20 protein-coding genes are annotated in these 24,486 nt (G+C 69.3%); 13 read left to right on the forward strand and 7 right to left on the reverse strand.

The window, feature by feature from the left end; translation table 11 throughout:
* Window positions 1-99 precede the first annotated feature (99 nt).
* The 5 genes from BKK79_RS22855 to acnB all read right to left on the reverse strand — a co-directional run bounded on the left by BKK79_RS22855 (window position 100) and on the right by acnB (window position 5,407).
* Window positions 100-1,251, reverse strand: coding sequence for an IPT/TIG domain-containing protein (locus BKK79_RS22855; RefSeq protein WP_071038879.1), 1,152 nt, complete (start codon window positions 1,249-1,251; stop codon window positions 100-102).
* Between the two features lie 50 nt (window positions 1,252-1,301).
* Window positions 1,302-1,427: a hypothetical protein gene (locus BKK79_RS41985; RefSeq protein ID WP_257787598.1), complete on the reverse strand. Its 126-nt coding sequence runs from the start codon at window positions 1,425-1,427 to the stop codon at window positions 1,302-1,304.
* On the reverse strand, window positions 1,421-1,999 hold the full coding sequence (locus BKK79_RS22860) for an exosortase H-associated membrane protein (RefSeq protein ID WP_071038880.1): 579 nt from the start codon (window positions 1,997-1,999) through the stop codon (window positions 1,421-1,423). Before BKK79_RS22860 ends, BKK79_RS41985 begins: the two co-directional genes overlap by 7 nt.
* Window positions 1,989-2,483 (reverse strand): exosortase H, encoded by a 495-nt coding sequence (gene xrtH / locus BKK79_RS22865; RefSeq protein WP_071038882.1) that lies wholly within the window; start codon window positions 2,481-2,483, stop codon window positions 1,989-1,991. Before xrtH ends, BKK79_RS22860 begins: the two co-directional genes overlap by 11 nt.
* Before the next feature lie 332 nt (window positions 2,484-2,815).
* Window positions 2,816-5,407 (reverse strand): bifunctional aconitate hydratase 2/2-methylisocitrate dehydratase, encoded by a 2,592-nt coding sequence (gene acnB / locus BKK79_RS22870; protein ID WP_071038884.1) that lies wholly within the window; start codon window positions 5,405-5,407, stop codon window positions 2,816-2,818.
* Window positions 5,408-5,848: 441 nt separating this feature from the next.
* Here acnB and fliL point away from each other — a divergent pair, with 441 nt between their 5' ends.
* From fliL to BKK79_RS22925, 11 genes are all read left to right on the forward strand, one after another.
* Window positions 5,849-6,331 (forward strand): flagellar basal body-associated protein FliL, encoded by a 483-nt coding sequence (fliL, locus tag BKK79_RS22875; protein ID WP_071018417.1) that lies wholly within the window; start codon window positions 5,849-5,851, stop codon window positions 6,329-6,331.
* A gap of 146 nt (window positions 6,332-6,477) precedes the next feature.
* On the forward strand, window positions 6,478-7,488 hold the full coding sequence (gene fliM, locus BKK79_RS22880; RefSeq protein WP_071038886.1) for a flagellar motor switch protein FliM: 1,011 nt from the start codon (window positions 6,478-6,480) through the stop codon (window positions 7,486-7,488).
* Window positions 7,481-7,912, forward strand: coding sequence for a flagellar motor switch protein FliN (gene fliN, locus BKK79_RS22885; RefSeq protein ID WP_071018413.1), 432 nt, complete (start codon window positions 7,481-7,483; stop codon window positions 7,910-7,912). Before fliM ends, fliN begins: the two co-directional genes overlap by 8 nt.
* On the forward strand, window positions 7,909-8,376 hold the full coding sequence (fliO, locus tag BKK79_RS22890) for a flagellar biosynthetic protein FliO (RefSeq protein WP_071038888.1): 468 nt from the start codon (window positions 7,909-7,911) through the stop codon (window positions 8,374-8,376). The genes fliN and fliO overlap by 4 nt, the downstream gene beginning before the upstream one ends.
* Window positions 8,373-9,167 (forward strand): flagellar type III secretion system pore protein FliP, encoded by a 795-nt coding sequence (gene fliP / locus BKK79_RS22895; protein ID WP_071018411.1) that lies wholly within the window; start codon window positions 8,373-8,375, stop codon window positions 9,165-9,167. The genes fliO and fliP overlap by 4 nt, the downstream gene beginning before the upstream one ends.
* A gap of 69 nt (window positions 9,168-9,236) precedes the next feature.
* Entirely contained in the window at window positions 9,237-9,506 is a 270-nt protein-coding gene (gene fliQ, locus BKK79_RS22900; protein ID WP_071018409.1) for a flagellar biosynthesis protein FliQ, read from the forward strand.
* A gap of 10 nt (window positions 9,507-9,516) precedes the next feature.
* On the forward strand, window positions 9,517-10,302 hold the full coding sequence (gene fliR, locus BKK79_RS22905) for a flagellar biosynthetic protein FliR (protein ID WP_071018407.1): 786 nt from the start codon (window positions 9,517-9,519) through the stop codon (window positions 10,300-10,302).
* A gap of 373 nt (window positions 10,303-10,675) precedes the next feature.
* Complete coding sequence (locus BKK79_RS22910) at window positions 10,676-12,328, forward strand: M30 family zinc metallopeptidase (RefSeq protein ID WP_335582935.1); 1,653 nt, start codon at window positions 10,676-10,678, stop codon at window positions 12,326-12,328.
* Window positions 12,329-12,462: 134 nt separating this feature from the next.
* The gene (locus BKK79_RS22915; RefSeq protein ID WP_071018405.1) at window positions 12,463-14,172 is read left to right on the forward strand and encodes a hypothetical protein; all 1,710 of its coding nucleotides are present in this window, start codon (window positions 12,463-12,465) and stop codon (window positions 14,170-14,172) included.
* A gap of 119 nt (window positions 14,173-14,291) precedes the next feature.
* Window positions 14,292-15,827 (forward strand): metallophosphoesterase family protein, encoded by a 1,536-nt coding sequence (locus BKK79_RS22920; RefSeq protein ID WP_084085082.1) that lies wholly within the window; start codon window positions 14,292-14,294, stop codon window positions 15,825-15,827.
* Entirely contained in the window at window positions 15,797-17,173 is a 1,377-nt protein-coding gene (locus BKK79_RS22925; protein ID WP_071038889.1) for a cytochrome-c peroxidase, read from the forward strand. Before BKK79_RS22920 ends, BKK79_RS22925 begins: the two co-directional genes overlap by 31 nt.
* A gap of 32 nt (window positions 17,174-17,205) precedes the next feature.
* Here the strand turns inward: BKK79_RS22925 and BKK79_RS22930 are convergent, their stop codons facing one another.
* On the reverse strand, window positions 17,206-19,422 hold the full coding sequence (locus BKK79_RS22930; RefSeq protein WP_071038890.1) for a putative bifunctional diguanylate cyclase/phosphodiesterase: 2,217 nt from the start codon (window positions 19,420-19,422) through the stop codon (window positions 17,206-17,208).
* A gap of 15 nt (window positions 19,423-19,437) precedes the next feature.
* A complete protein-coding gene (locus BKK79_RS22935; protein WP_071038892.1) occupies window positions 19,438-21,093 on the reverse strand; it encodes an ATP-binding protein in 1,656 nt (551 codons plus the stop codon).
* A 659-nt stretch (window positions 21,094-21,752) separates the two neighbouring features.
* On the opposite strand from BKK79_RS22935, the gene BKK79_RS22940 reads away from it, so the two are divergent.
* Together BKK79_RS22940 and BKK79_RS22945 are read left to right on the forward strand one after the other, a co-directional pair.
* A complete protein-coding gene (locus tag BKK79_RS22940) occupies window positions 21,753-22,922 on the forward strand; it encodes an MFS transporter (protein WP_232346495.1) in 1,170 nt (389 codons plus the stop codon).
* 118 nt (window positions 22,923-23,040) lie between these two features.
* Window positions 23,041-24,432 (forward strand): MFS transporter, encoded by a 1,392-nt coding sequence (locus BKK79_RS22945; protein ID WP_071038893.1) that lies wholly within the window; start codon window positions 23,041-23,043, stop codon window positions 24,430-24,432.
* Window positions 24,433-24,486: the final 54 nt, after the last annotated feature.

The raw sequence follows: 24,486 nt of genomic DNA on the forward strand, positions 1-24,486 counted from the left end.
ACGACAGGATTGCCGGCCTGCGCGGCGCGGCGTGAAGACCGCGCCGCGCAGGCATGAAGAAGGGGGGAGCGCCCCCCTTCAGGCAGGCGGGCGACCGGCTTATGCGCGGCGCTGGCGGAGGTTGGCAACGCCGAGCATGCCGATGCTCAGGGCGACCAGGATGAGACCCCACTCGCCCACGGTAGGTGTGGCGGCCGGCGCCGGGGTCGTGGTGGTGGAGGGCCCCTGGTAGGTGAACTGGTCTGCCGAGCTCGTGACCGACATCGTGCCCGATGTGCCGACGGTGACGTCGACGTTGCCCGCGCTGCCCGCCGGCGCCACCGCGGTGATCTGGGTGGCCGAATCGATCTTGAACGAGGTGGCCGCCACCGTGCCGAACATGACCTTGGTCACATAGTTCAGGTTGGTCCCGGTGATCACCACCGACGTGCCGCCGCCGACGGCACCCGAACTTGGCGCGATCGACGTGACGGCAGGAGCCGCCCCGACGTTCACGGTGGCATTGACCGCGCCGGAACTCAGTGCAGTCTGGCCATCCGTGTTGACGCCGAGGACCTGGTAGGTGAAGGTGTCGGTGCCGACATAGCCGGCCGTGGGCGTATAGAGCAAGCTGGAGCCCTTGGCGGTCAGGGTGCCGTGGCTGGGATTCACCTGGCCCGAGGAAAGCGCGCTCACGGCCGTCGGGCAACCGGTCACGTCGCTGGCGGCGGGTCCATTGCCGGCATTCCCCGGCACGGTACAAGCCGACACGGCGCCGGTCGGGATCGGAATCAGCAACGGCGTGCTCATGACGGTCGCCAACTGCGGCGCCGGCAGCACGTTCAGGGTGATGGTGAGGGTCGCGGGGCCACCAGGCCTTGTGGCGCCCCCCGCGGAGCCGGCCCCGCCCGCCCCGTTCCAGACCGTCGTCACCGGGATGCTGAAGGTATCCAGCCCCGAGAAGCCCGCGCTGGGAGGCGTGTAGACGTAGTTCACCTGCGAGCCGCTCGCCGTTCCCGCCAGCGTACCGCCCTTGGCGGTCGCGATGGTCGCCGGGGCAGAAGCCAAGGACGCGCTGTTGTTGTAGCAATCCCCGTCCGCTGTAAACACGCCGGTGCCGTCGTTGACGATCAGGAAGGTGGCGCCTTCGTTAGGCTGGCAGAACAGCGGATCGCCCGGGTTCGGGCTGGCCACGCCTGCCCATGCCTGCTGCGACATGGCGCCGAGGGCCGCCAGGCACAGCGCCCCCCCCAGTCGACTCAGTTTGCTCATGGATCTCTCTCTTTCTGTTGGGAGTTGTTATTCGGTACCGCCGGTACTGCTCAGGCGGCGGCGGGCGCAGCGACACGCGCGCTGGACTGGGTGCTGTTACCCGACGGCGTGGAGCCGCCACCGCAGGCGCTCAGCATCAAGCAGGTCGCCAGGGACAGGAGCAGGATCTTCAGCATGGTTCGCGTTTCCTCAAGGTTGTTTGCGGGGGAGGGAAAGCCCGCCACTCGAAAAACAGCCAGGCCGCCAGAGGACTGACGAACGGCAGGATCAGAGAGGCAAGCTGGAAGCTGTAGGCGAAGGCATCGCGGTCGTAGTTGTCGAAGCCGGTGACGGCGTCCGCTCCTGCCGCATGCGAAACCTGGACGAGGAGAAAGGCGGCGATGCCGGCCGCCTGCAAGGGCACCAGGAAAACCAGCGCGAGCAGGATCTTGCGCAGGCGGTGCCCGCTCGCATGGCTGCAGAAGAGCGCCACGGCGATCGGCGTGCCGAGGCAGGCCGACAGCATGTTCGAACGGAAGTGCATGGCGCCTGGCGACGCGGCACCGGCGCGCGGGATGCGGGTGACCAGTTCGAAGACGGTGCCGTCAAGCCTGGCCTGCGCCACCCAGCCCGGAAAGCCGAGCTCCAGCGAGGTTCGCGCGATCACGCCCGGCGGCCACACCATCCATCGCCCCAGCAGGTACCAGACACCGACACAGACGACGAAGCTGAGCAGCAGCCTGAGGTAGAAGCCGTTCTCACGCGGCATGGGCGGCGTCCTTGGCCAGGCTGCGCGACCACCATATCCACAGGACCAGCGCATCGAGGATGATCAGCCCTTGCCAGACATAGAGGTGCATGAACTCGAAGGCAGGCTTGCTCCACGCGTTCAGGTAGAAGAGCGTCAGCAGCCTGACCAGGTTGAGCAGCTGGATGGCCGCGAGCCCGAGCGCCAGTCCCGCCACCTTGCGCCGGAGCGGCGCCGGATAGGCCAGGATGGCCGCGGCCAGGATCAGGCAGACCTCCACCCCGGAACAGCCGCCCTCGATCGAGATGCCGTTGCCTGTCCGGCTGTCCAGCACCAGGTTGCCCTGAGCGTGGACACCTGCGTCGAAGTGCTGCGCGATGGCGGCGCAGCTCGAGGCCAGCAGGCCGACGAAGGGCGCAATGACGGACGTCTGGAAGGCCGGCTGGAGCTGGATGAAGAACGGGACCAGCAGGAACAGCAGGAACTTGACGAGGAAAGATCTCATGCGCGGGGGACTCCGTTCATACGGCACAGGCTCGGCACGCCCGCACCGGGGCGCCGGGCTGGTGAACCGACCGTGGAAATCCGGCCCATGGGGCCAGGTTTCAGCAATGGATGGGATGCTATCGAATAGGTCCCGTGCAAAGCTGACAAGACCTGACAGTGCGCGCAGCGGCACTTGGATCCGCGGCGTGGCGGCGAAGGCCGATGAGAAGACCGGCCGGGGAAGACATCCGCTGCGTGCGGACGAAGACGGCGCGGCACCCAAAAGAAAACGGCCCCGCGCTTGCGCGCGGGGCCGTTCACCTGCTTACCGCTGTGTGCGGGCGGGCCGGCTTACACCGACACCGTGTCCGCGACTTCCTTGAAGTCTTCGATCTGGTCGAAGTTCATGTACTTGTAGATCTTGTCGCCGTTGGCGTTGATCACGCCGATGTCGGCCATGTACTCGTCCTTGCTCGGGATGCGGCCCAGGCGCGAGCAGATGGCTGCCAGTTCGGCCGAACCCAGGTACACATTGGTGTTCTTGCCGAGGCGGTTGGGGAAGTTGCGGGTCGAGGTCGACATCACCGTGGCACCTTCGCGCACCTGGGCCTGGTTGCCCATGCACAGCGAGCAGCCCGGCATTTCGGTACGCGCGCCGGCGGTGCCGAACACACCGTAGTGGCCTTCCTCGGTCAGCTGCTTCTGGTCCATCTTGGTCGGCGGCGCGACCCACAGCTTGACGGGGATGTCACGCTTGCCTTCCAGCAGCTTGGAGGCTGCGCGGAAGTGGCCGATGTTGGTCATGCACGAGCCGATGAAGACTTCGTCGATCTTGGCGCCAGCCACGTCCGACAGGGTCTTGACGTCGTCCGGGTCGTTCGGGCAGGCCACGATGGGCTCGTGCACGTCGGCCAGGTCGATCTCGATCACGGCGGCGTAGTCGGCGTCGGCGTCCGGCTCCAGCAGCTTCGGATCGGCCAGCCATGCCTCCATGGCCTTGATGCGGCGCTGCAGGCTGCGCGGGTCCTGGTAGCCCTCGGCGATCATCCACTTCAGCAGCGTGATGTTGCTGTTGATGTACTCGATGATCGGTTCCTTGTTCAGGCGCACGGTGCAACCGGCGGCCGAACGCTCGGCGGAGGCGTCGGACAGTTCGAACGCTTGCTCGACCTTCAGGTCGGGCAGGCCTTCGATTTCCAGGATGCGGCCGGAGAAGATGTTCTTCTTGCCTTGCTTGGCCACGGTCAGCAGGCCTTGCTTGATGGCGTACAGCGGGATCGCGTTGACCAGGTCACGCAGGGTCACGCCGGGCTGCATCTTGCCCTTGAAGCGCACCAGCACCGATTCCGGCATGTCCAGCGGCATCACGCCGGTGGCGGCAGCGAAGGCCACCAGGCCCGAGCCGGCCGGGAAGCTGATGCCGATCGGGAAGCGGGTGTGCGAGTCGCCGCCGGTGCCGACGGTGTCGGGCAGCAGCATGCGGTTCAGCCACGAGTGAATCACGCCGTCGCCCGGGCGCAGCGAGATGCCGCCGCGGGTGCTGATGAACTGCGGCAGAGTGTGGTGGGTCTTGACGTCCACGGGCTTCGGATAGGCCGCGGTGTGGCAGAACGACTGCATCACCAGGTCGGCGGAGAAGCCCAGGCAGGCCAGGTCCTTCAGCTCGTCGCGGGTCATCGGGCCGGTGGTGTCCTGCGAGCCCACCGAGGTCATCTTCGGTTCGCAGTAGGTGCCCGGACGGATGCCCTTGCCTTCGGCCAGGCCGCAGGCGCGGCCGACCATCTTCTGCGCCAGGGTGAAACCCTTGCCGGTGTCGACCGGGTTCTGCGGCAGGCGGAACAGCGTCGACGGGGCCAGGCCCAGCGCTTCGCGCGCCTTGGCGGTCAGGCCGCGGCCGACGATCAGCGGAATGCGGCCGCCGGCGCGCACTTCGTCGAACAGCACGTCGGACTTGACCTTGAACTCGGCGATCACTTCGCCGTTCTTCAGGGCCTTGCCGTCATAGGGACGCAGTTCGACCACGTCGCCCATTTCCATCTTCGACACGTCCAGCTCGATCGGCAGCGCGCCGGCGTCTTCCATGGTGTTGTAGAAGATCGGGGCGATCTTGCTGCCCAGGCACACGCCGCCGAAGCGCTTGTTCGGCACGAAGGGGATGTCTTCGCCGGTGAACCACAGCACCGAGTTGGTGGCGGACTTGCGCGAGGAACCGGTACCGACCACGTCGCCCACGTAGGCGACCAGGTGGCCCTTGTCCTTCAGCGACTCGATGAACTTGACCGGGCCGCGCTTGCCATCTTCCTCGGGCTGGAACGCAGCGCCTTCGCGCTTGTTCTTCAGCATCGCCAGCGCGTGCATCGGGATGTCGGGACGGGTGGTGGCGTCCGGGGCCGGCGACAGGTCGTCGGTATTGGTTTCGCCCGGCACCTTGAACACGGTGATGGTCAGGCTCTGCGGCACTTCCGGACGGCTGGTGAACCATTCGGCGTCGGCCCAGCTCTGCAGCACGGCCTTGGCGTTGGCGTTGCCCTGGTCGGCCTTTTCCTTGACGTCGTGGAAGGCATCGAACATCAGCAGGGTCTTCTTCAGCGCGTCGGCGGCCACGCCACCCACTTCGGCGTCGTCCAGCAGCTCGATCAGCGGGGAGATGTTGTAGCCACCCAGCATGGTACCCAGCAGCTCGGTCGCCTTGGCGCGGCTGATCAGTGCGCAGGTTTCCTTGCCCAGCGCCACGGCGGCCAGGTAGGAGGCCTTGACCTTGGCGGCGTCGTCCACGCCTGCGGGCACCCGGTGCGTGATCAGGTCGACCAGGACCTGCTCCTCGCCGGCCGGCGGATTCTTCAGCAGTTCGATCAGGTCGGCGGTCTGCTTGGCGGTCAGCGGCAGCGGAGGAATGCCGAGCGCGGCGCGTTCGGCGACATGGGCGCGATAGGTATCAAGCATGGGAACCTGCTATGTAATAGGGTTTCAAAAAAACGCGTGGCTACGCGATTGTAAGGCTAAGTGCGCCCAAGGTCAAATGTCTTATATCTTATATAAGAGTAAGCCGACCAAGACCGCCCCCATAGAGAGCGCTCACTCTCCCTGCGCCGCCTGAAATACCGGAACACCGCCTGACTGGCAGCACAAGATCGGCAGTCCGCCGGCATCCGCAACAGACATGCGGTCATGCCGTCCGGCTGGCAGCCACCCGGTGCGCCGCCGGGTCCCGCTCAAGTTCCGCTTGCGGCATTCGTTAACCTGATGCATATGCGATCCGTACCGCGCATGACCCGATCCGTCCGCCTCAAACGGTCGATCTGACCGGGTTTCGCCCTTTTTTTCGACCCTTTGCCTGCCGCTGATTCCCACAAGAATGGCAGGGCATTCCAAGACAGGCTTCTCATGGCGAACACGCTTTCCCCCTCCCAGGCCGGCGGCAACACGAACAAGCGCGGCCGGCTACTGCTGATCGGCGCCGTGCTGGTCGCAGTCCTGGGCGCTGGAGGCTTTTTCCTCGGCAGCCTGCTCAGCAACCGGCAGCCGGCGGCGCCGGCCGCGCCCGTCATCCCGCCGCCCATCTTCGTGCCGCTGGACGCCTTCACGGTCAACCTCAAGAGCGAGGATGGCGAGCGTTTCCTGCACACGGCGATGTCGCTGAAGGTGGCGGACGAGGATTCGCGCACGCGCCTGACGGCCTACCTGCCCGAGGTGCGCAGCCGCATCCTGCTGCTGCTCTCGGCCAAGCGGCCGGAGGAACTGGCCACGGTCGAGGGCAAGCGGCAGCTGGCGCAGGAACTGCAGCGCGCGCTGACCGAACCGTTCACCAAGGGCTTGCCGCCGCAGAAGATCGTGGATGTTCTGTTTACTTCCTTCGTGGTGCAGTAGGCCGATGCCCTGCCCCGCGAGCCAATCCGATATGAAGCCGCCACCCGCCTCGTCTCCGATCCGCCGGCCCGCCAGCCGGCAGCGGGCGGGCTGAGCCGGAATCCAAGCGCTTCGACCAATCAGCCGCTCATGGGGCAGGACACTAGATGGCCTACGACAAGTTCCTTTCGCAGGACGAGGTAGACGAACTACTCAAGGGCGTGACCGGTGAAACGGACACGACCGAAGATGCCGGCACCGCCGTCTCGGAAGACGGCGTGCGCCCGTACAACCTGGCCACGCAGGAACGCATCGTCCGCGGCCGGCTGCACACGCTCGAGATCATCAACGAGCGCTTCGCGCGCCAGCTGCGCACCGCGCTGTTCAACTTCATCCGCCGCGGCGCCGACATCTCGGTCGGCTCGGTGCGCATCGAGAAGTACGGCGAGTTCGTGCGCAACCTGCCGGTGCCGACCAACCTGAACCTGGTCCACATGAAGCCGCTGCGGGGCACCGCGCTGTTCGTGCTGGACCCGAACCTGGTCTTCCTCGTCGTCGACAACCTGTTCGGCGGCGACGGCCGCTTCCACACCCGCGTGGAAGGCCGCGATTTCACCCAGACCGAGCAGCGCATCATCCGGCGCATGCTCGACCTGACCCTGGAGAGCTACGGCCACGCCTGGCGCACCGTGCACCCGATCGAGTTCGAATACGTCCGCTCGGAAATGCACACCAAGTTCGCCAACATCGCCATCCCCAACGAGGTGGTGGTGACCACCGCCTTCCATATCGAACTGGGAGCGGTGGGCGGGCAGATGCACGTCTGCTTCCCGTACTCGATGATCGAGCCGGTGCGCGACCTGCTGATGAACCCGCTGCAGGACGAGGTCGAGGTCGACAAGCGCTGGCTCCAGCAACTTTCCCAGCAACTGCGCGCGGCCGAAGTGGAACTGGTCGCCGAGTTCACCCATGTGCAGAGCAGCGTGGCCGACGTGCTGGCGCTGCGCGCCGGCGACGTGCTGCCGATCGAGCTGCCGGAGATGATCTTCGGCAAGGTCGACGGCGTGCCCGTGATGCAGTGCGGCTACGGCACCATGAACGGCCAGTACTCGCTGCGCGTGGAACGGATGCTCAATCACCAAGAAAGCGATTCCAACAAGGAAACCGATCATGACTGACGGCAAAGAGGACAAGCCGGTCGACCCGATGGACGACTGGGCCAGCGCGCTGGCTGAGCAGACCAGCGCCACCGCTGCCGCCGAGGCGAGCACGCCGGTAGCCGCGCCCGCCGCGGCCACCGTCTTCCCCCCGCTGGCCCAGGAGGCCCCGACCGGCTTCCACAACGATATCGGGATGATCCTCGACATCCCGGTGCAGCTGACGGTGGAGCTGGGCCGCACCAAGGTGCCCATCAAGAACCTGCTGCAACTCGCGCAGGGCTCGGTGGTGGAGCTCGACGGCCTGGCCGGCGAGCCGATGGACGTGCTGGTCAACGGCTACCTGATCGCCCAGGGCGAAGTGGTGGTGGTCAACGACAAGTTCGGCATCCGCCTGACCGACATCATCACGCCATCCGAGCGCATCCGGAAGCTGAACAAATGAGTGTGAGTGTGTGCGTGCGCCGGCGGTGGCGGGACAAGGCGACGCCAAGCGCGCTGCTCCTGCTGCCGCCCGCGGCTCACGCCTTCGCCCCGGCCGCCTCCGAGGCGACGGCCCACGCCGGCAGCGGCGCGGCCGCCAGCCTCGCCCAGCTCGGCCTGGGACTGTTCTGCGTCATCGCGCTGATCCTGGCGCTGGCCTGGTTCGCGCGCCGCTCCGGCCTGGTGCGGCAGGGCCAGGCCGGCGTCATGCGCACGATCGGCAGCGCCATGCTCGGCGCGCGCCAGCGCCTGGTGCTGGTCGAGGTCGGCGATACCTGGCTGGTGCTGGGCGTCAGCCCCGGCGAGATCCGCACCCTCCATACGCTGCCCGCGCAGCGTGCCGAGGCCGCGCGTGCCGAAACGACCTCGGCCAGCAGCTTCACCGAGAAACTGCTGCGCTCGATGCAGGAAAACCTGAAGTCATGATTCCCCTGCATGCTCCGGCGGCGCCACGCCGCCGGTACTCTTCCCTGTTGCTGCCGGCGCTGCTGTGCGCGGCGGGTGCCGCGCTGGCGCTCTCCCCCGCGCTGGCGGGCGCGCAGGCACTGCCCGGCGTGATCAGCAAGCCGGCACCGGGCGGCGGCCAGATCTGGTCGCTGTCGGTGCAGACGCTGGTCCTGCTGACCTCACTGTCCTTCCTGCCGGCGGCCATGCTGATGATGACGGGCTTCACCCGCATCATCATCGTGCTGGGCCTGCTGCGCAGCGCGATGGGCACCGCCAGCTCGCCGCCCAACCAGGTGCTGGTGGGGCTGGCGCTGTTCCTGACCTTCTTCGTGATGTCGCCGGTCTTCGACCGCATCTACAACGATGCCTACAAGCCGCTGGCGGAAAACAAGCTGAGCCTGGAAGACGCCGCCGCCAAGGCCAGCGTGCCGCTCAAGAGCTTCATGATGAAGCAGACGCGCGAGAAGGACCTGGCCCTGTTCGCGCAGATGGCCAAGACTCCCGAGATGCAGGGCCCCGAGGATGTGCCGCTGTCCATCCTCGTGCCTGCCTTCGTCACCAGCGAGCTGAAGACCGCCTTCCAGATCGGCTTCACCATCTTCATTCCCTTCCTGATCATCGACCTGGTCGTGGCCAGCGTGCTGATGGCCATGGGGATGATGATGGTGCCGCCGGCCACCATCTCGCTGCCGTTCAAGCTGATGCTCTTCGTGCTGGTCGACGGCTGGCAGCTGCTGCTGGGCTCGCTCGCGCAGAGCTTCCTGAACTGATCCGCCCGACGGCACCGACCGTCCCAACCGTCCGATCCGTCCCACCGCGGCACGCGCCAGGCTTCCGACATGACTCCCGAGACCGTGATGACCATCGCCACCCAGGCGATGAAGATGACGCTGCTGCTGGCGGCGCCGCTGCTGCTGGTGGCGCTGGCCGCCGGCCTGGTGGTCAGCCTGTTCCAGGCCGCCACGCAGATCAACGAGATGACGCTGTCGTTCATCCCCAAGCTGGTGGCCCTGTTCGCCACCATGGTGCTGGCCGGCCCCTGGATGATCAACACCTTCGTCGACTACATGCGCGAAGTCTTCCAGGGCATCCCGGGACTGGTGCACTGACGGCCGCCCCGTGCTGAACGTCACCTCGGTCCAGCTCTACACCTGGATCGCGACCTTCCTGTGGCCGCTGTTCCGCCTGCTTGGCCTGTTCAGCGCGGCACCGCTGTTCAGCGAGGCGTCGATTCCGCGCCGCGTCAAGCTCGGCCTGGGCATGGCGCTCGCCGCCATCGTCGCGCCGACCATCGGCGAGGTGCCGGTGGTACCGGTGTTTTCCTATGACGGCCTGCTGATCATCGTCAACGAGGTCGGCATCGGCCTGGCCACCGGCTTCACCATGCGGCTGGTGTTCGCCGCGGTGCAGTCCGCCGGCGAGATCATCGGCCTGCAGATGGGCCTGTCCTTCGCCACCTTCTTCGACCGCAGCGCCGGCGGCCAGACCATGGTGCTGGGGAGCTTCCTCAACGTCGTGGCCATGCTGATCTTCCTGGCGATGGACGGACACCTGGTGATGCTGGCCACGCTGGTCGACAGCTTCAACAGCCTGCCGATCGGCGGCACGCCGCTGTCGGGCCAGGGCTGGCTGGCGGTGGCGCGCGCCGGCGGCACGATCTTCTCCTCCGGGCTGCTGCTAGCCCTGCCGCTGATCGCGGCCCTGCTCACGCTGAACCTGGCCATGGGCATCCTCAACCGTGCCTCGCCGCAGTTGTCGATCTTCGCCGTCGGCTTCCCGGTCACGCTGGCGGGCGGCCTCCTGGTGATGTCGCTGGTGATGCCGCAGATGGGCACCTACATGCTGCACCTGATCGAGATCGGCCTGTCCTCGCTGAACGCCGTGCTGGCGCAGCTCGCGCACTGAGACGCACCCGCGCGCACTGACGCGCACTGACGCGACCGACACGTACCGACACGCACCGACACGCACCGACACACAACGGAGCGCGCCGCGGTGCGCCCGTCGCCTGGCCACTGTGGCGCCACGGCCACTTCAATCCCCTCTTCGCGGCCTTCAACCCCCGCGCTTCCGCTGCCGATAACCCCTTTCAGCAGGAACAAACCGCGCGCGCCCCGACACCTGCCCAACGTGAAAGCTAACAAGGGAGAGACCCATGCATTCATTGCAGGGAAATCACCGGCTCGTGGGGTCAACCAACCCGTGTGCATGCCATGCAGGCCAGCGGCCACAAGCATGCCCCGACACCCATGCCGTCGCAACGATACGACGCCCCGCCTTGCGTGGCGCACTGGCCGGCCTGCTGTCCTGCCTGGTGCTGGCCGCCTGCGGCGGTGGCGGCGATGACAGCGCCGGCAGCAGGAACGGCAGCGGCACCACCGCGACCTCGTCGCCGACCGGCACGACCACGCAGCAGGTCACCATGGCGGCCGCCTGCAACGGTTGCAGCGCGCTCGGCCCGCACACCTATGCCGGCTCCGGCATCGGCGTCTGGCAGGGCAGCAATGACGGCAGCGATACGGCCACCGTGCCGGTCAGCATCGCCGGGCTGACCGGGCAGGATGTCACGCTGGTGCTCACCAACACCAGTTCGGCAGCGGCGACGATGCCGCCGATCACGCTGGCGGTCTCGTCGCTGGTCGAGCCCTCCCGCACCATCCAGCAGGCCGGACAGAGCGCAGAAAGCGCGCGCACCGATATCAGCGACTTCAACCGCAGCGGCTGGGCCAGGCTCGCCACCGCCGCCAACGCGCCGCGCCTGTCCGTGCAATCCGCGGCCAGCGTCACGCCGGCCGCGCTCGGCAGCACGCGCGACTGGTACTACAAGGACGGCTCGGTGCGCAGCGCCACGCTGCAGGGCCAGTGGACCGGCTCGGACGGCGCCGTCATCAACCTGTGGGTGGAGAACAGCGAGTCCGGCCCCGGCATGGTGACGCCGGCCCTGGTCAGCACGCTGGGCTCGACCTACGCCCGCGCCGGCGGCATCTATGACATGCTGCGCACGGTGGGCGGGCCGGTCTGGGGGCCGCACAACTACAACAACCTGATCGCCGGCAGCGGACAGCCGATCGACCTGGTGGTCATGAACTTCGACCGCAACAACGCCCCCTACGGCCTGGTCGGCTACTTCTGGGCGATGAACAACTTCGTCAACAGCAGCACCACGCCACTGAGCAACCAGTCGGTCTCGCTGTACCTCGATTCGGAGACGCTCTACCTCGGCGGCAGCCGGGGCGTGCAGACCATCCTGACCACCATGGCGCACGAAAGCCTGCATATGCAGAATTTCTACCGCCGCAGCATCAGCATGGGCCCGCTCTACGCGTTCTCGACCTGGCTCGAGGAAGCCACGGCGATGATGATGGAAGACTTCGCCGACTTCACCATCGACCCGAGCTACAACGCCATCCGCGATGTCCGCCTGCCGGACTACATCACCTACGGCGGCGGCAGCTACGACTGCGGCCTGACGGTCTGGACGCCGTTCTCGGGCAGCTGCGAGAGCTACTCCGTGTCGGGCTCCTTCGGCGGCTTCCTCAACCGGCAGCTCGGCCTGGCCTTCTACAAGAACCTGCTGACCAGCGCCAGCAGCATGGATTCGCTGGCCTCGCTGGATGCCGCCATCAAGTCGGTGCAGCCGGACTCGGGCGTGGTGGACCAGCTGACGCGCTGGGGCGCCACCACGGGGGCCCTGATGAGCGCCGCGCAGACGCCCTCCGGCTACGGCTATCCGCTGCGCGCCGACAGCGGCTTCACGCTCCCCGCGATCGACCCGGCCACGCTGGCGGCCCAGCGCACGCTGGCCAGCACCGTGCCGGCCATGCTGCAGGCCTACGCCAGCTTCCCGGTGGTGCGCAAGGCGGTCAGCGGCACCTACAAGGAAGCCGTACAGGTACCGGCCGGCAGCACGCTGTCGATCGTGGTCCAGTAGCGCTGCGTCGGCGCGGCGCAGGAGCGGCCGGCGGCATGCCGTAAGATGCGGGGCAGCCGGCGCGGGCGGCATCGAGCCCGCGCCACGTCCGCGCCACGTCCGCGCCACGTCCGCGCCACGTCCGCGCCTCGCCCATGCCCCTTCGCCCGCCCCCCCTGATCGTCGACCTGTCCCCGCCCTGCCGCGTCGATGGGCAGCCTGCCCGGCCCCAGTCGGTCTGGCTGCTGGCGCGGCTGCGCTACGCGCAGCTGGCTGGCGAGGACGGCGTGACGGCCGCCACGGTGCGGGCGCGCTTTGCGCGCGCGGCCGATATCCGCATGCCGGTGTCGCGCGCCTTTGCCGACTTCCGCCGCTGGCAGGTAGCGGTCGGCTGGGGCCTAGAGCGCGGCACGGCGCCCGCCCGCCTCGATCCGGCACGGCGCAGCCAGGGCCCGTTCTGGCTCGCGCCCGGCGCGGGCCGCCGCCTCGCCTTCATGCTGGACGGCAAGCGCGCCGGACGCGCGGCACTGGCCCGCTATCTCGACCTGGCCTCGGCGGCGGCACCGGGCGGCGAGGCGCAGGATGTCGCGGCGGCCCCGGCGGGACTCGGCTATGCCCTGGCCGAGCCGGCCTTCTGGAACCACCTGACCCACGCCATGCGCGGCCTGCGCATGGGCGCGCCCGGCAGCCCGGACAGCGGCATGGCGGCCGCCTTCCAGGCCGCGCGGCGCTGTGCCGGCGACGATTTCCAGCATGCCCTGGTACTGCTCAAGGAGAGCCTGGCCTGGCGCCGCAACGATGAACTGGAGCGCTGCCGCGCCGCGCTGTACCGCTTCGACCGTATCGTCATCGGCGGCGGCCTCAGCCAGTCGCTGCCCACCTTCGCCGCGATGGCCCACGTGGTGCGCGGCTGGGAGCGCTATGCGCGCGGCGACACCGCCGCGGCACGCGCCGAGCTGGACAGCCTGGCCGCTGCGCGCGCGCTGCGGCCGGTGCTGCGCTACAACCCGCGCGTGCGCTTCGAGTACCTGAACCTCGGCGCGCTGCTGCACAAGCACGACGCCATCGCCGCCACGCAGCCGGCGCCGTCCGGCGCGCGCCAGCCGCGGCGCCGGAGCACGGCCGGCGCCAAGGCCGCGCAGGCGGCCCTGGCCGCCTTCTCCGGCGCGCTGCAGGCCGCCTACGAGGCCGACTCGGTGGAAGCCGCGCAGCATGCCGCGGCCAACCTCGGCTGGTGCCTGTGGCTGTTCTGGCAGCACGGCCTGATCGATGGTGAGCGCGCACTCGCGCCGGCCGCCGTGCAGTGCCAGGCGATGCGCTGGCTCGGCCTGTCCGAATGGATCTGCGACCGCTTCGGCGTCGGCGGCGGCTCGGCCTGGAACCTCATCTTCCTGTTGCGCGTGGCGCGCGGCAACTGCCGCCCGGCCGACGGCAGCGTGGCGGCCTTCCGCGCGCAGCAGCCGCTGCGCGTGGCGGACGCGGTCGAAGCCCTGCGCCCCTTCCACGCGCCGCTGGCGCCGGCCAAGGGCTTCGTGCGCTGGTCCTCGGCGGCGGCCTTCGCCATCGAAGAACACGACAGCGGCCATGCCCGCCTCGGCGCGCTGCAGCTGGCCAACCTGCTGCTGGAATCCGCCTGGCACCTGACCCGCGAGGAAGGCGGCAGCCGCGCGGCCTGCGCTGCCATCGAGCGCCTGGCCCGGCAGGTCAGGGCGCTGCGCCCGGCCGAGCGGCGCTTCTTCGCCGACCAGGTGCGGGCCTTCCCGGACACGCTGCGCGCGGTGGCTGGCGAAGCCGGCGGGGCTGGCGCGGCCGACCAGACCAGCGCATCCGGTCGCGGCACACGCCGGCGGGCCCCCGCGCGCTGACCCGGCGGCGCCCGCCGCTCGCCGCAACTCGCGGCCTGCCTGACTGCTCGCGCGAACAGAGCGTCATCTTTCTTTCACAGTGATGGGCTACCTTGCCGGCTCCGATCAGGGAGGAACCCATGCGCACACAAGAAAGGGGCGGCCTGCTGGCCGTACTCGCCGCGCTGACCACCGCAGGCATGCTGTATGGCTGCGGCAGCGACAATCCATCCGGCGAAAGCGCGACGGCGCCCATCGCCACCCAGCCGCAACCGCAGCCGCAGCCGTTGGGCGACGCCGCCAGCGTGAGCGCCAACATCCAGTCCGCCTGGGTGGTGCTCGGCGAGGACAACCAGGCCATCGCCCGCGCCATCACCAGCTACAGCGCGCCGCTGCCGGCCTCCGGCAGCGCCGACCCCAACGCCTCCTGCCCGCTGCTGACCGTGGATGGCAAGGCCAGCCGCATGACGCTGCGCGTGGCCGCCGGCACCGTGCCCCTGCGCACCACCGCGAGCGCTCCGGCCGACTCCAAGCCGTCCAGCTTCCCCGTCAATGTCTGCGAAGCGAAGCTGCCGGCCGGCGCCGCCACGGCCAGCGTGGCCGGCCAGAAGCTGCCGCTGCCCAAGGCCGAGCCACAGCGCATCCTGGTGCTGGCCGATACCGGCTGCCGCCTGAAGAAGGCCGACAACGCCTACCAGCCCTGCAGCGACGGCACCGCCTGGCCGTTCGCCGCGCTCGCCACCACCGCCGCCGGCTTCAACCCCGACCTGGTGCTGCATATCGGCGACTACCACTACCGCGAGAACGCCTGCCCCGACGACATCGCCGGCTGCAAGGGCAGCCCGTGGGGCTATGGCTGGGACACCTGGCAGGCCGACCTGTTCAAGCCCGCCGCGCCGCTGCTGGCCAAGGCGCCCTGGATCATGGTGCGCGGCAACCACGAAGAATGCGCGCGCGCCGGCCAGGGCTGGTACCGCTTCCTCGATACGCGCCCCTACGCCAGTGCCACCTCCTGCGACAACCCGGCCAACGACAACAGCGCCAACTATTCGGAGCCGTATGCGGTGACGCTGGGCAGCGAATCGCAGGTGATCGTGTTCGATACGGCCAAGGTGGGCAAGTCGGAGTTGAGTACCACTGACGCGCAGTTCCAGGTCTACCGCAAGCAGTTTCAGACGGTGGCGGCAATGGCGGCCAAGCCCGGTTTCACCACCACCATCTTCACCAACCATCATCCGGTCCTGGCCTACACACCGGCAGCCAGCGGCACCCCCGGAAAGGGCAATCTGGCACTGCAGTCGGTGATGAGAGATCTGAACCCCAAGGCCTACTATCCGACCGGCGTGCAGGTAGCGCTGCACGGCCACGTACACGATTTCCAGGCCATCAACTTCGCGTCTCCCCACCCGGCCACCATCGTCTCGGGCAACGGCGGCGACAACCTGGACGTGGCCCTGCCCGACCCGCTGCCGGCCGGTGCCCAGCCCGCGCTCGACACCACGGTGGAAAAGATCACCCATCACAACAGCTTCGGCTTCATGCTGATGGAACGCCGCGCCTTCCCTGCCAAAGGCTGGCTGTTCAAGTCCTACACCGTGGCAGGCAAGCTGCTCACCACCTGCACGCAGACCGGCAGCACCCTGGCATGCGACAAGAGCGGCTTCGTCGCGCCCTGAGCGCGAGAGGCCTGGCGGCGGCGCTGGCGCTGGCCGGCTGCGCCGCGCACGGCGCCCCGGCGACGGCCGACATCTCGCTGCTGCCGGGCGCACCTCCCGCGCGTGTGGTGGCGGTCATCGGCGCCGGCACGCCGCAGGTGGCGGCCAAGGCCGATCCCGCCGCCGCGGTGTTCCGCGCGGACGCAGGACTGGCCGCGCTGGGCCGGCGCATCTTCTTCGACGCGCGCCTGTCCGAGCCGCGCGGCCAGTCCTGCGCCGGCTGCCACGACCCCGCGCGTGCCTTCTCGCCCACGCTGTCGCCAGCCGCGCTGCAGGGCCCGGGCGTGCCGCAAGGCAGCCGGCCGGGACGCTTCAGCCTGCGCAACGCGCCCTCGCTGCTCTACGTGCGCTACGTGCCGCGCCGCCACTTCTACCAGGATGACGATGCGCTGCAGCCGGTGCCCTTCGGCGGGCTGTTCGCCGACGGCCGCGCCGACACGCTGGCCGAGCAGGCGCGCGGCCCGCTGTTCGACCCCAACGAGATGAACAACGGCTCGCCGGCCGCCCTGCTGCGCAAGGTCAACCAGACCGAGCTGGCGCCAGCGCTGGCCGCGCGCTTCGGCGCGGCGGTGCAGCACGATCCCGAGCGCCTGGTGCGCGCCCTCGGCGAGGCGCTGCAGGCCTACCTGCAGAGCGACGAGATGGCGCCCTTCAGCTCGCGCTTCGACGACTACCTGCGCCGCGGCACGCCACTGAGCGCGCAGGAGGCGCGCGGCCTGGCGCTGTTCAAGAGCCCGGACAAGGGCAACTGCATGAGCTGCCACACGCTGTCGGACACCGCCCGCCGGCCCGAGCGCTCGCTCTTCACGGACTTCGGCTACGACGCCATCGCGGTGCCGCGCAACCGCGCCCTGCCCGCCAACCGCGATGCGCGCCACTTCGACAATGGCCTGTGCGACAGCGCGCGCCGGCTGCGCTGGCCCGAACCCACGCAGTGGTGCGGCTACCTGCGCACGCCCGGCCTGCGTAATGTCGCCGTACGCCAGCGCCTCATGCACAACGGCGTGTTCGGCTCGCTGCGCGACGCGGTGGCCTTCTACAACACGCGCTCGACCGATCCGCGCCGCTGGTACCACGGCGCCCCGACCTTCGACGACGTGCCGGCGGCCTACCGCGCCAACATCAATGTCAACTCGATGCCGATGAACCGCCCGCCCGGCATGGCGCCCGCGCTCAGCGAGCAGGACGTCGACGACATCGTCGCCTTCCTGCGCGCGCTCACCGATGCGCCCTACGTCGGCGCCATGCCGCCGGCGGCGGGCACGCGCGCGGCGGCGGCTACCGCGCCGGCGCCGGCACGGCCCTGAGCCGGGGCGCGATGCCGGGCTCCCCGCCAGCGTCAGAGCAGCGGCTTGCCGCTCGCCAGCAATTGTTGGAGCTCGCGCGCCGGCACCGGCTGGGAGAACAGGTAGCCCTGCCCTTCCTCGCAATGCATGGCCTGCAGCGCGCCCAGCTGCAAGACGGACTCGATGCCCTCGGCAATGGTGGTCAGGCCCAGCTGGCGTCCCATGGTGACGATCAGGCGGGCGAAGGAGGCATCCTTGTCGATCATGCTGACAAAGCTGCGGTCGATCTTGATGCGATTGAGCGGCAGCTGGCGCAGGATCGACAGCGCGGAGTAGCCGGTGCCGAAATCATCGATCGCCACCGTCGCGCCCAGCGCACGCACCTGGTTGAGCTTCTCGATCAGCGCCTGGGTGTTCTCGACGGCGACCGATTCTGTCAACTCCAGCTCGATGTTGGTGGCCGGCACCCGGCACTCGGCCATGGTGCGCGCGAACTGCATGACGAAGTCGGGCTCGCGGAACTGCGCGTGCGAGACATTGATGGCCATGCGGAAGCCGGTATGGCCCAGGTCGATCAGGCGGCGCAGCTCGCCCAGCGCCGAGCGCACCACCCAGGCACCGATCGGCACCATCATGCCGGACTGCTCCGCCAGCGGGATGAAGCGGCCCGGCGGGATCAGCTCGCCGCTCTCGGCGCGGCAGCGCAGCAGCGCCTCGGCGCCGACGATGACACCGCTGCGCAGGTCGACGACCGGCTGGTAGACCAGGAACAGGCGGTTGGACGACAGCGCGCTGCGCAGTTCGTTGAGCAGCCGCATGCGTTCGCGCACCAGCTCGGACTGCGAGACATCGTAGTGCAAGGCCTGTCCGCGCGCCCGCGTCTTGGCCTGCTTGACGGCGATCGACGACTTCGTGATGGCGTCGTGGCCGATGCCGCGCGCGCCGGCCGGCACGTGCAGCAGGCCGGAAGTCGCCGACAGCCGCAACATCTGCCCTTCGATGACGAAGGGTTCGGCGAACACCTGCGCGATGGCCGCCGGCGTGATGCGCTGCGGCAGGCCGAGCAGGCCGAACACGTCCACCGAAAGGTAGGCCAGCCGCGTCGGCGCCGGGAAGCACTGCGCCAGCCGCGCCGCCACCGCCTTGAGCACGAGGTCGCCGAAGTGCTGGTCGAGCGTCGAGTTGATGTCGGCGAAGCCGTCCAGGTCGATCTGCGCCACCACCGCGTCGCTGGTACTGCCTTCGTCGAGCCAGTCGATCAGGGCGTTGCGGTTGGGCAGCCCCAGCAGCGACTCCGAATAGGCCAGCCGGGTCATGCGCTCGTTCAGCAGCACGTTGTCGAAGCCGGCGGTGATATTGGCCACGAAGACTTCGATCAGGCGCTGGTCGACCTCGCTGAGCGAGCCCGGCACGTCGATATAGGCCGCCATGCCGGCCATGCTGGAAACCGGGAAATACAGGCCCAATGCCTTGCCGGCAGTGCTCCTGCGCTCGCGCAGCGTCGCGTGCAGCAGCGTGATGACCTCCTGGTGGGCCGGCGCGCAGTGCGACAGCGGCTGCCCGATCATGTCGGCGTAGCGCCGCGAGGCGGCGACCACCAGCGGGTCGAAGCGCTCGCTGGTACTCAAGGCGCAGACCAGGCCCTCGTTCTGCACGCCGAGCAAGGCGCAGAGCTGGATCACGACGCCTTCCGCGAAGCTCTTCAGGCCACGCAGCCGGCTCAGGTCCATGCTGGCGCTGATGATGCTCTCCAGCCCCTGCCGGGTGGCTTCCACCTGCCGCAGCTGCTGGTATGAGCGGATCGCGACCATCAGCGTGGTGAACAGGCGGGTGCGCGTGAGCTCCGTCTTGGTCTTGTAGTCGTTGATGTCGTAGAGCCGGATGGTGTCCATCTCCGGCGCATAGCCGGGCTGGCCGGTACGCAATACGATGCGCAGGCAGCCGCGCCGCGCCTCCTCGCGGATGTAGCGCACCAGTTCGAGGCCGGCGTCCGGCGTCTCCATGACCACGTCGAGCAGCACCACGGCAAGCTCGGGCTCGGCGTCGATGCAGGCGCGCGCCTGCGCCGCCGAGCGGGCATGCAGGAACTGCAGCGGGCGGCCGAGCACCTCCAGCCCGCGCAGCGCCAGTTCGGTGGTGTCGTGGACGTCGGGCTCGTCATCGACGATCAGGACCTTCCAGGGCTCCGCGGCGCTGGGCGCGGGCTCGAGGGACTCCTCGGCGAAGACGATGTCGTCGAGGTCGCTGGCAGGCGGAGAAAGGGGACGCATGTTGTTGGAATCGATTCAAAGAGACGGTGCTGCCGGGCTGGCGTGCAGCGGGATCTTGAGCACGAAGCAAGTACCGCGGCCAGGCACCGAATCGGCCTTGAGTTCACCACCGAGGATGGTGGTGGCGATGCGGTGGGCGATGGCAAGGCCCAGGCCGGAGCCGCCGGTGCCCAGCCTGGTGGTGAAGAAGGGCTCGAAGATGCGGCCCAGCACATCGGCCGGCATGCCCACGCCGTCGTCGCTGACGCGGATTTCCAGCGCATCGCCCGCGGGCCTGCAGTCGATCGTGATGCGGCCGCCCGCGCGCCCCTCGAAAGCATGCAGCACGGCGTTCTGCAGCAGGTTGCCGACGATCTGGCCGATATGGCCCGGCAGCGAGTGGCAGACGATGCCGGGCGCGATCGCGTTGACCACCCGCACGTCGCGGTGCTTCCAGTTCGGCCGCAGGCTGGCAACCAGGTCGTCGACGCTCTGGCGCACGTCGAACTCGCGCCGCCGCTCCGAGGTCTGGTCCACCGCGATCTGCTTGAAGCTGGCCACCAGCTTGGCCGCGCGCGAGACCGAGCGCTGCAGCAGGCGCATGCTTTCGTCCAGTTCGGCCAGTCCTTCCTGCAAGGTGGTGCGCTTGAGCGTGCCGCCGGCCAGGTGCTCCAGCAGCTGCCGCAGCCGCTCGGCGGCCACGGACAGGATGGTGACCGCCACGCCGAGCGGGGTATTCAGTTCGTGCGAGATGCCCGCCACCATCGAGCCCAGCGAAGCCAGCTTCTCCACCTGCACCAGCTCATGCTGCGTCTGCTGCAGGTGCGACAGCGCCTGGCTCAGTTCGGCGGTGCGCGCGGCCACGCGCTGGTCCAGCTGCGCATTGATGCGGACCAGTTCCTCGCGTCCGCGCACGAACACCATGACGATCTCGGCGATGACCAGCAGGTAGCCGAGCAGGCGCACCGCGTGCAGCCCCCACCAGTTCAGGCCCCATGAATTGCTGAGCACGAACATGACGCCCGCGATGCCGAACAGCGCGCAGAACACCGAGAACGACCAGGCATGCGGCCTGGCGCGGCCCCGGATCGCACGCTGGCAGACGCCGGCGGCGAACAGGAAGCCGAGACCGCCGCCGACGTTCAGGCACTGGGTCAGCAGCGTATAACGCCCGGCCGCCTGCACGCGCGGGGCCAGTTCCGGCCAGATCAGCGCCGGCACCCCGATGATGAGGGCCGCCAGCGTGACCAGCGCCAGCCAGGCCAGGGCCTTGCGGGTCGGAATGAAGCGGCGCGAGACCGAGGCTGCCATGAACACGCCGCCGCAGAAGGTGGCCAGGCTGTGCAGCCAGACGAAGGCCTGGTTGTAGCTGCTGAGGCCGTGGAAGCCGTCGAGCAGGCTCATGGTGCTGAGCGCGCAGATGGCCCACGGGTTGGCGTAGCGGCGGCGGTCGTACAGGAACAGGATCAGCAGCATGACCGCCAGCAGCGAGCCGGAGAAGAAGCCCAGCATCTCGATGGCGGTATGGACCTGCAGGCTGAACCAGCGCTGGTCGTCGCTGAGCGCGCGCAAGGCGAGCAGCGCGGCCGCCGGAATGGCATAGGCCACGCCCAGCCGCCAGCGCATGCGGCCCGGCGGCGGGGGGGCGGCGGCATCCGGCGGCGGTGCCCGGTGGCTCTGGCGTTGCGGCATCGCGGATCAGCCCGGCCGCGTGGCGCGGCGCGCGACGGCGCCCACGCCCCGGACAACCCGGGCGGCGGAGGCGCTGCCGGGGCAGCCGCGTCGGTCACAAGGCGCGCGCCAGGCATACGCCGGGCGGCGCGGCGCCAATGCGCCGTGCTGGCTCCCGCCGGGCCGGCAGTTCCGGGCCCGGCGACGGAACCAATTCCCAACCGGTCCGACGTCGAGTGGCTTGAGCATGGGCGACAAGAAAGGAGCGAGGCGCACGCCGAGGCGTTCCGCGCCAACGGATCACGCTTTGTCTTATCGGCAGCGCGAACGGATTCAGTAGGGTCCGGGTGCCTCGCGCGTGTCGCGAACGGTGCCTGTACCCCTTGCGAGGGGGCCAGGGGGGGAACAGCAGGCAAGCCTGGCATCGCCCCCGCGCGCCGCCCGTGCCGCCCTGCAGAACGCATGCGCGCCGATCGCCCGGCAAAGTGCCGGGCTCGTTGACAGCCGCTTGCCGCCAGGCCTACGCTCGTCCGATGCCCCGGCTCTCCCGGGCAGACAAAACATACAAGAAAACAATAAGAACAATAAGAACAATAAGAACGACAACCGAGACACCCACCGTGCCAAACCGACTCTCCGTCCTGCGCCCCGCCCTGCCCATCCTCCTCGGCGTTTCCGTCATGCTCAGCCTGGCCATGGGCCTGCGCCAGAGCCTGGGCATCTTCATGCCACCGCTGACCCGCGACATCGGCATCACGGTCTCCGACTTCACCGTCGCCATCGCCGTGCAGAACCTGTCCTGGGGGCTGCTGCAGCCACTGGCCGGCGCCTGGGCCGGACGCCTGGGATTCCGCCGCCTGATGCTGGGCGGCTCCGTGCTCTACCTGGCGGGGCTGGTCCTGCTGGCCACCGCGCACGGCCTGGTCGGGGTCACGCTCGGCGCCGGCGTGGCGATCGGGGCGGCCATGGCCTGCACCGGCAGCGCGATCTCGCTGGCGGTGGCGGCACGCCCGGTGCCCGCGGCATTGCGCAGCACGGTGCTGGGCCTGGTGTCGGGCGCCGGCTCGCTGGGCGCCCTGCTGGCCGCGCCGATCGGCCAGCTGGTGACGCAGGCGCATGGCTGGCGCAGCGGCATCGGCGCCTTCATCCTGCTGGCGCTGCTGATGCTGCCGGCCGCCTGGTTCGCCGGACGGGTCGACCGGCTGCCGCTGCCAGCCAGCGCCGGCGGCGGCGACCAGAGCGCGCGCGCGGCGCTCGGCACGGCGCTGCGCCATGCCCCCTTCGTGGTGATGGCGCTGGCCTACTTCGTCTGCGGCATGCAACTGGTGTTCCTGACCACTCACCTGCCGACCTATCTCGACGCCTGTGGCATGGACCCGATGCTGAGCGCCCAGGCGCTCGGCATGATCGGCGGCTTCAATGTGCTGGGCAGCCTGTTCTTCGGCTGGGCCGGCGGGCGCTACAACAAGCTGCTGCTGCTCGGCGGCATCTACACCACCCGCTCCCTGGTGCTGACCTGGTATTTCTCCTCGGCGCCCACGCCGGCCAGCACGCTGGCGTTCGCCGCCATCATGGGTTTCCTCTGGCTGGGCGTGGCGCCGCTGGTGTCGGGCTGGATCGCCGAGACCTTCGGCCTGCGCTGGCAGGCCATGCTCGGCGGCGTGGCCTTCTTCAGCCACCAGATCGGCAGCTTCGTCGGCGCCTTCGGCGGCGGCCTGGCCTATGACGCCCTCGGCTCCTACACCATGGCCTGGCGGGCCGGCGTGGTGATGGGACTGAGCGCCGGCCTGGCCCAGATCGCCTTCGCGCTCGCCACCCGGCCCCGCCCGCCACGCGTGGTTCCCACCTGAAGCCACGCGCAATGCACCGATACAACTTCCCGCTTTGCGCACCGGCGCGGGCGGGCAGATAATGGCGGGCGCCCGGCCGACGCCCGCCCGGGTGCCCGCCTCCGCCGCCATCCGTCCCATGCCGTCACACCAAGGCCTTCCCCATCCCCAGCGCGCCTGGGCCGTCCTGACCGTGTTCAGCGGCCTGGTCCTCGCCGTGCTGGACGGCTCCATCGCCAATATCGCCCTGCCCTCGATCTCGCGCCAGCTCGGTGCCGCGCCGGCGGACACCATCTGGGTGGTCAACGGCTACCAGCTCGCGGTCACGGTCTGCCTGCTGCCGCTCTCCTCGCTGGGCGATATCCTCGGCTACAAGCGCGTCTACCGCGCCGGGCTGGCCATCTTCCTGCTGGCCTCGCTGCTGTGCGCGCTCTCGGTCAACCTGCCGATGCTGGTGGCGGCACGCGTGCTGCAGGGCCTGGGCGGCGCCGGCATCATGAGCGTCAACACCGCGCTGGTGCGCTTCATCTATCCGCCCCGCAGCCTGGGCCGCGGCATCGGCCTGAATGCACTGGTGGTGGGCATCACCACCGCCATCGGCCCCTCGCTCGGGGCGCTGATCCTGTCGGTGGCGGACTGGCCCTGGCTGTTCGCCGTCAACGTGCCGGTGGCGCTGCTGGCGCTGACGCTGAGCCGCCGCTCGCTGCCCGAGACACCGCCGCAGCCGCGCGATTTCGACTACCCGAGCGCAGCGCTGTCGGCGGTGGTGTTCGGCCTGTTCATCCTCGGCGTCGACGGCCTCGGCCACGCCTCGCTGCGGCTGGCCGGCGGCGCCGGACTGGTCGCCGCGCTCGCGCTGGGCTGGGTGCTGGTGCGCCGCCAGCATGGCCGCCCCGCCCCGCTGGTGCCGGTGGACCTGTTCCGCAGCCGCGCCTTCACGCTGGCGGTGGGCACGTCGTTCTGCTCCTTCATGACGCAGATGCTGTCCTTCGTCGCCATGCCCTTCTACCTGGAGTACCAGCTCGGCCGCTCGCTGCACGAGACCGGCCTGCTGATCACGCCCTGGCCGCTGATGGTGGCATTGATGGCCCCGGTCTCGGGACGGATGTCGGACCGCTACCCGGCCAGCGTCCTGGCCGGCGGCGGCCTGGGCCTGCTCGCCACGGGCCTGCTGAGCCTGGCGCTGCTCGACAAGAACGCCGGCAATGTCGACGTGATGTGGCGCATGGCGATGTGCGGGCTCGGCTTCGGCCTGTTCCAGTCACCCAACAACCGCGCCATGATCGGCGCCTCGCCGCCCGAGCGCAGCGGCGGCGCCAGCGGCGCGCAAGCGACCACGCGCCTGCTCGGCCAGACCACCGGCACCGCGGTGGTCGCGCTGCTGTTCAGCCTCGACCGCAGCGGCGCGGCACGCATGGCGCTGGTCGTCGCGGCCTCGGTGGCCACGCTGGGCGCGGTGGTCAGCCTGAGCCGGCTGCGCGACGACAAGGCAACGACGCACGGGCACGCGGCGGCGGAACCGGACGCCTGAGCATCCCAGCGACGCCAACAAGGCCAACAAGGCCAACAAGGCACGCCAAGCATG

This window comes from Cupriavidus sp. USMAA2-4 (assembly GCF_001854305.1).
GTDB classification, from domain to species: Bacteria; Pseudomonadota; Gammaproteobacteria; order Burkholderiales; family Burkholderiaceae; genus Cupriavidus; species Cupriavidus malaysiensis.

Excerpts from the sequence above, each read along its gene's own strand:
- BKK79_RS22855 (WP_071038879.1), bottom strand. The coding sequence starts at position 1,251 with ATGAGCAAACTGAGTCGACTGGGGGGGGCGCTGTGCCTGGCGGCCCTC.
- BKK79_RS41985 (WP_257787598.1), bottom strand. The coding sequence starts at position 1,427 with ATGCTGAAGATCCTGCTCCTGTCCCTGGCGACCTGCTTGATGCTGAGC.
- BKK79_RS22860 (WP_071038880.1), bottom strand. The coding sequence starts at position 1,999 with ATGCCGCGTGAGAACGGCTTCTACCTCAGGCTGCTGCTCAGCTTCGTC.
- xrtH (WP_071038882.1), bottom strand. The coding sequence starts at position 2,483 with ATGAGATCTTTCCTCGTCAAGTTCCTGCTGTTCCTGCTGGTCCCGTTC.
- acnB (WP_071038884.1), bottom strand. The coding sequence starts at position 5,407 with ATGCTTGATACCTATCGCGCCCATGTCGCCGAACGCGCCGCGCTCGGC.
- fliL (WP_071018417.1), top strand. The coding sequence starts at position 5,849 with ATGGCGAACACGCTTTCCCCCTCCCAGGCCGGCGGCAACACGAACAAG.
- fliM (WP_071038886.1), top strand. The coding sequence starts at position 6,478 with ATGGCCTACGACAAGTTCCTTTCGCAGGACGAGGTAGACGAACTACTC.
- fliN (WP_071018413.1), top strand. The coding sequence starts at position 7,481 with ATGACTGACGGCAAAGAGGACAAGCCGGTCGACCCGATGGACGACTGG.
- fliO (WP_071038888.1), top strand. The coding sequence starts at position 7,909 with ATGAGTGTGAGTGTGTGCGTGCGCCGGCGGTGGCGGGACAAGGCGACG.
- fliP (WP_071018411.1), top strand. The coding sequence starts at position 8,373 with ATGATTCCCCTGCATGCTCCGGCGGCGCCACGCCGCCGGTACTCTTCC.
- fliQ (WP_071018409.1), top strand. The coding sequence starts at position 9,237 with ATGACTCCCGAGACCGTGATGACCATCGCCACCCAGGCGATGAAGATG.
- BKK79_RS22915 (WP_071018405.1), top strand. The coding sequence starts at position 12,463 with ATGCCCCTTCGCCCGCCCCCCCTGATCGTCGACCTGTCCCCGCCCTGC.
- BKK79_RS22920 (WP_084085082.1), top strand. The coding sequence starts at position 14,292 with ATGCGCACACAAGAAAGGGGCGGCCTGCTGGCCGTACTCGCCGCGCTG.
- BKK79_RS22925 (WP_071038889.1), top strand. The coding sequence starts at position 15,797 with ATGCGACAAGAGCGGCTTCGTCGCGCCCTGAGCGCGAGAGGCCTGGCG.
- BKK79_RS22930 (WP_071038890.1), bottom strand. The coding sequence starts at position 19,422 with ATGCGTCCCCTTTCTCCGCCTGCCAGCGACCTCGACGACATCGTCTTC.
- BKK79_RS22935 (WP_071038892.1), bottom strand. The coding sequence starts at position 21,093 with ATGCCGCAACGCCAGAGCCACCGGGCACCGCCGCCGGATGCCGCCGCC.
- BKK79_RS22940 (WP_232346495.1), top strand. The coding sequence starts at position 21,753 with ATGCTCAGCCTGGCCATGGGCCTGCGCCAGAGCCTGGGCATCTTCATG.
- BKK79_RS22945 (WP_071038893.1), top strand. The coding sequence starts at position 23,041 with ATGCCGTCACACCAAGGCCTTCCCCATCCCCAGCGCGCCTGGGCCGTC.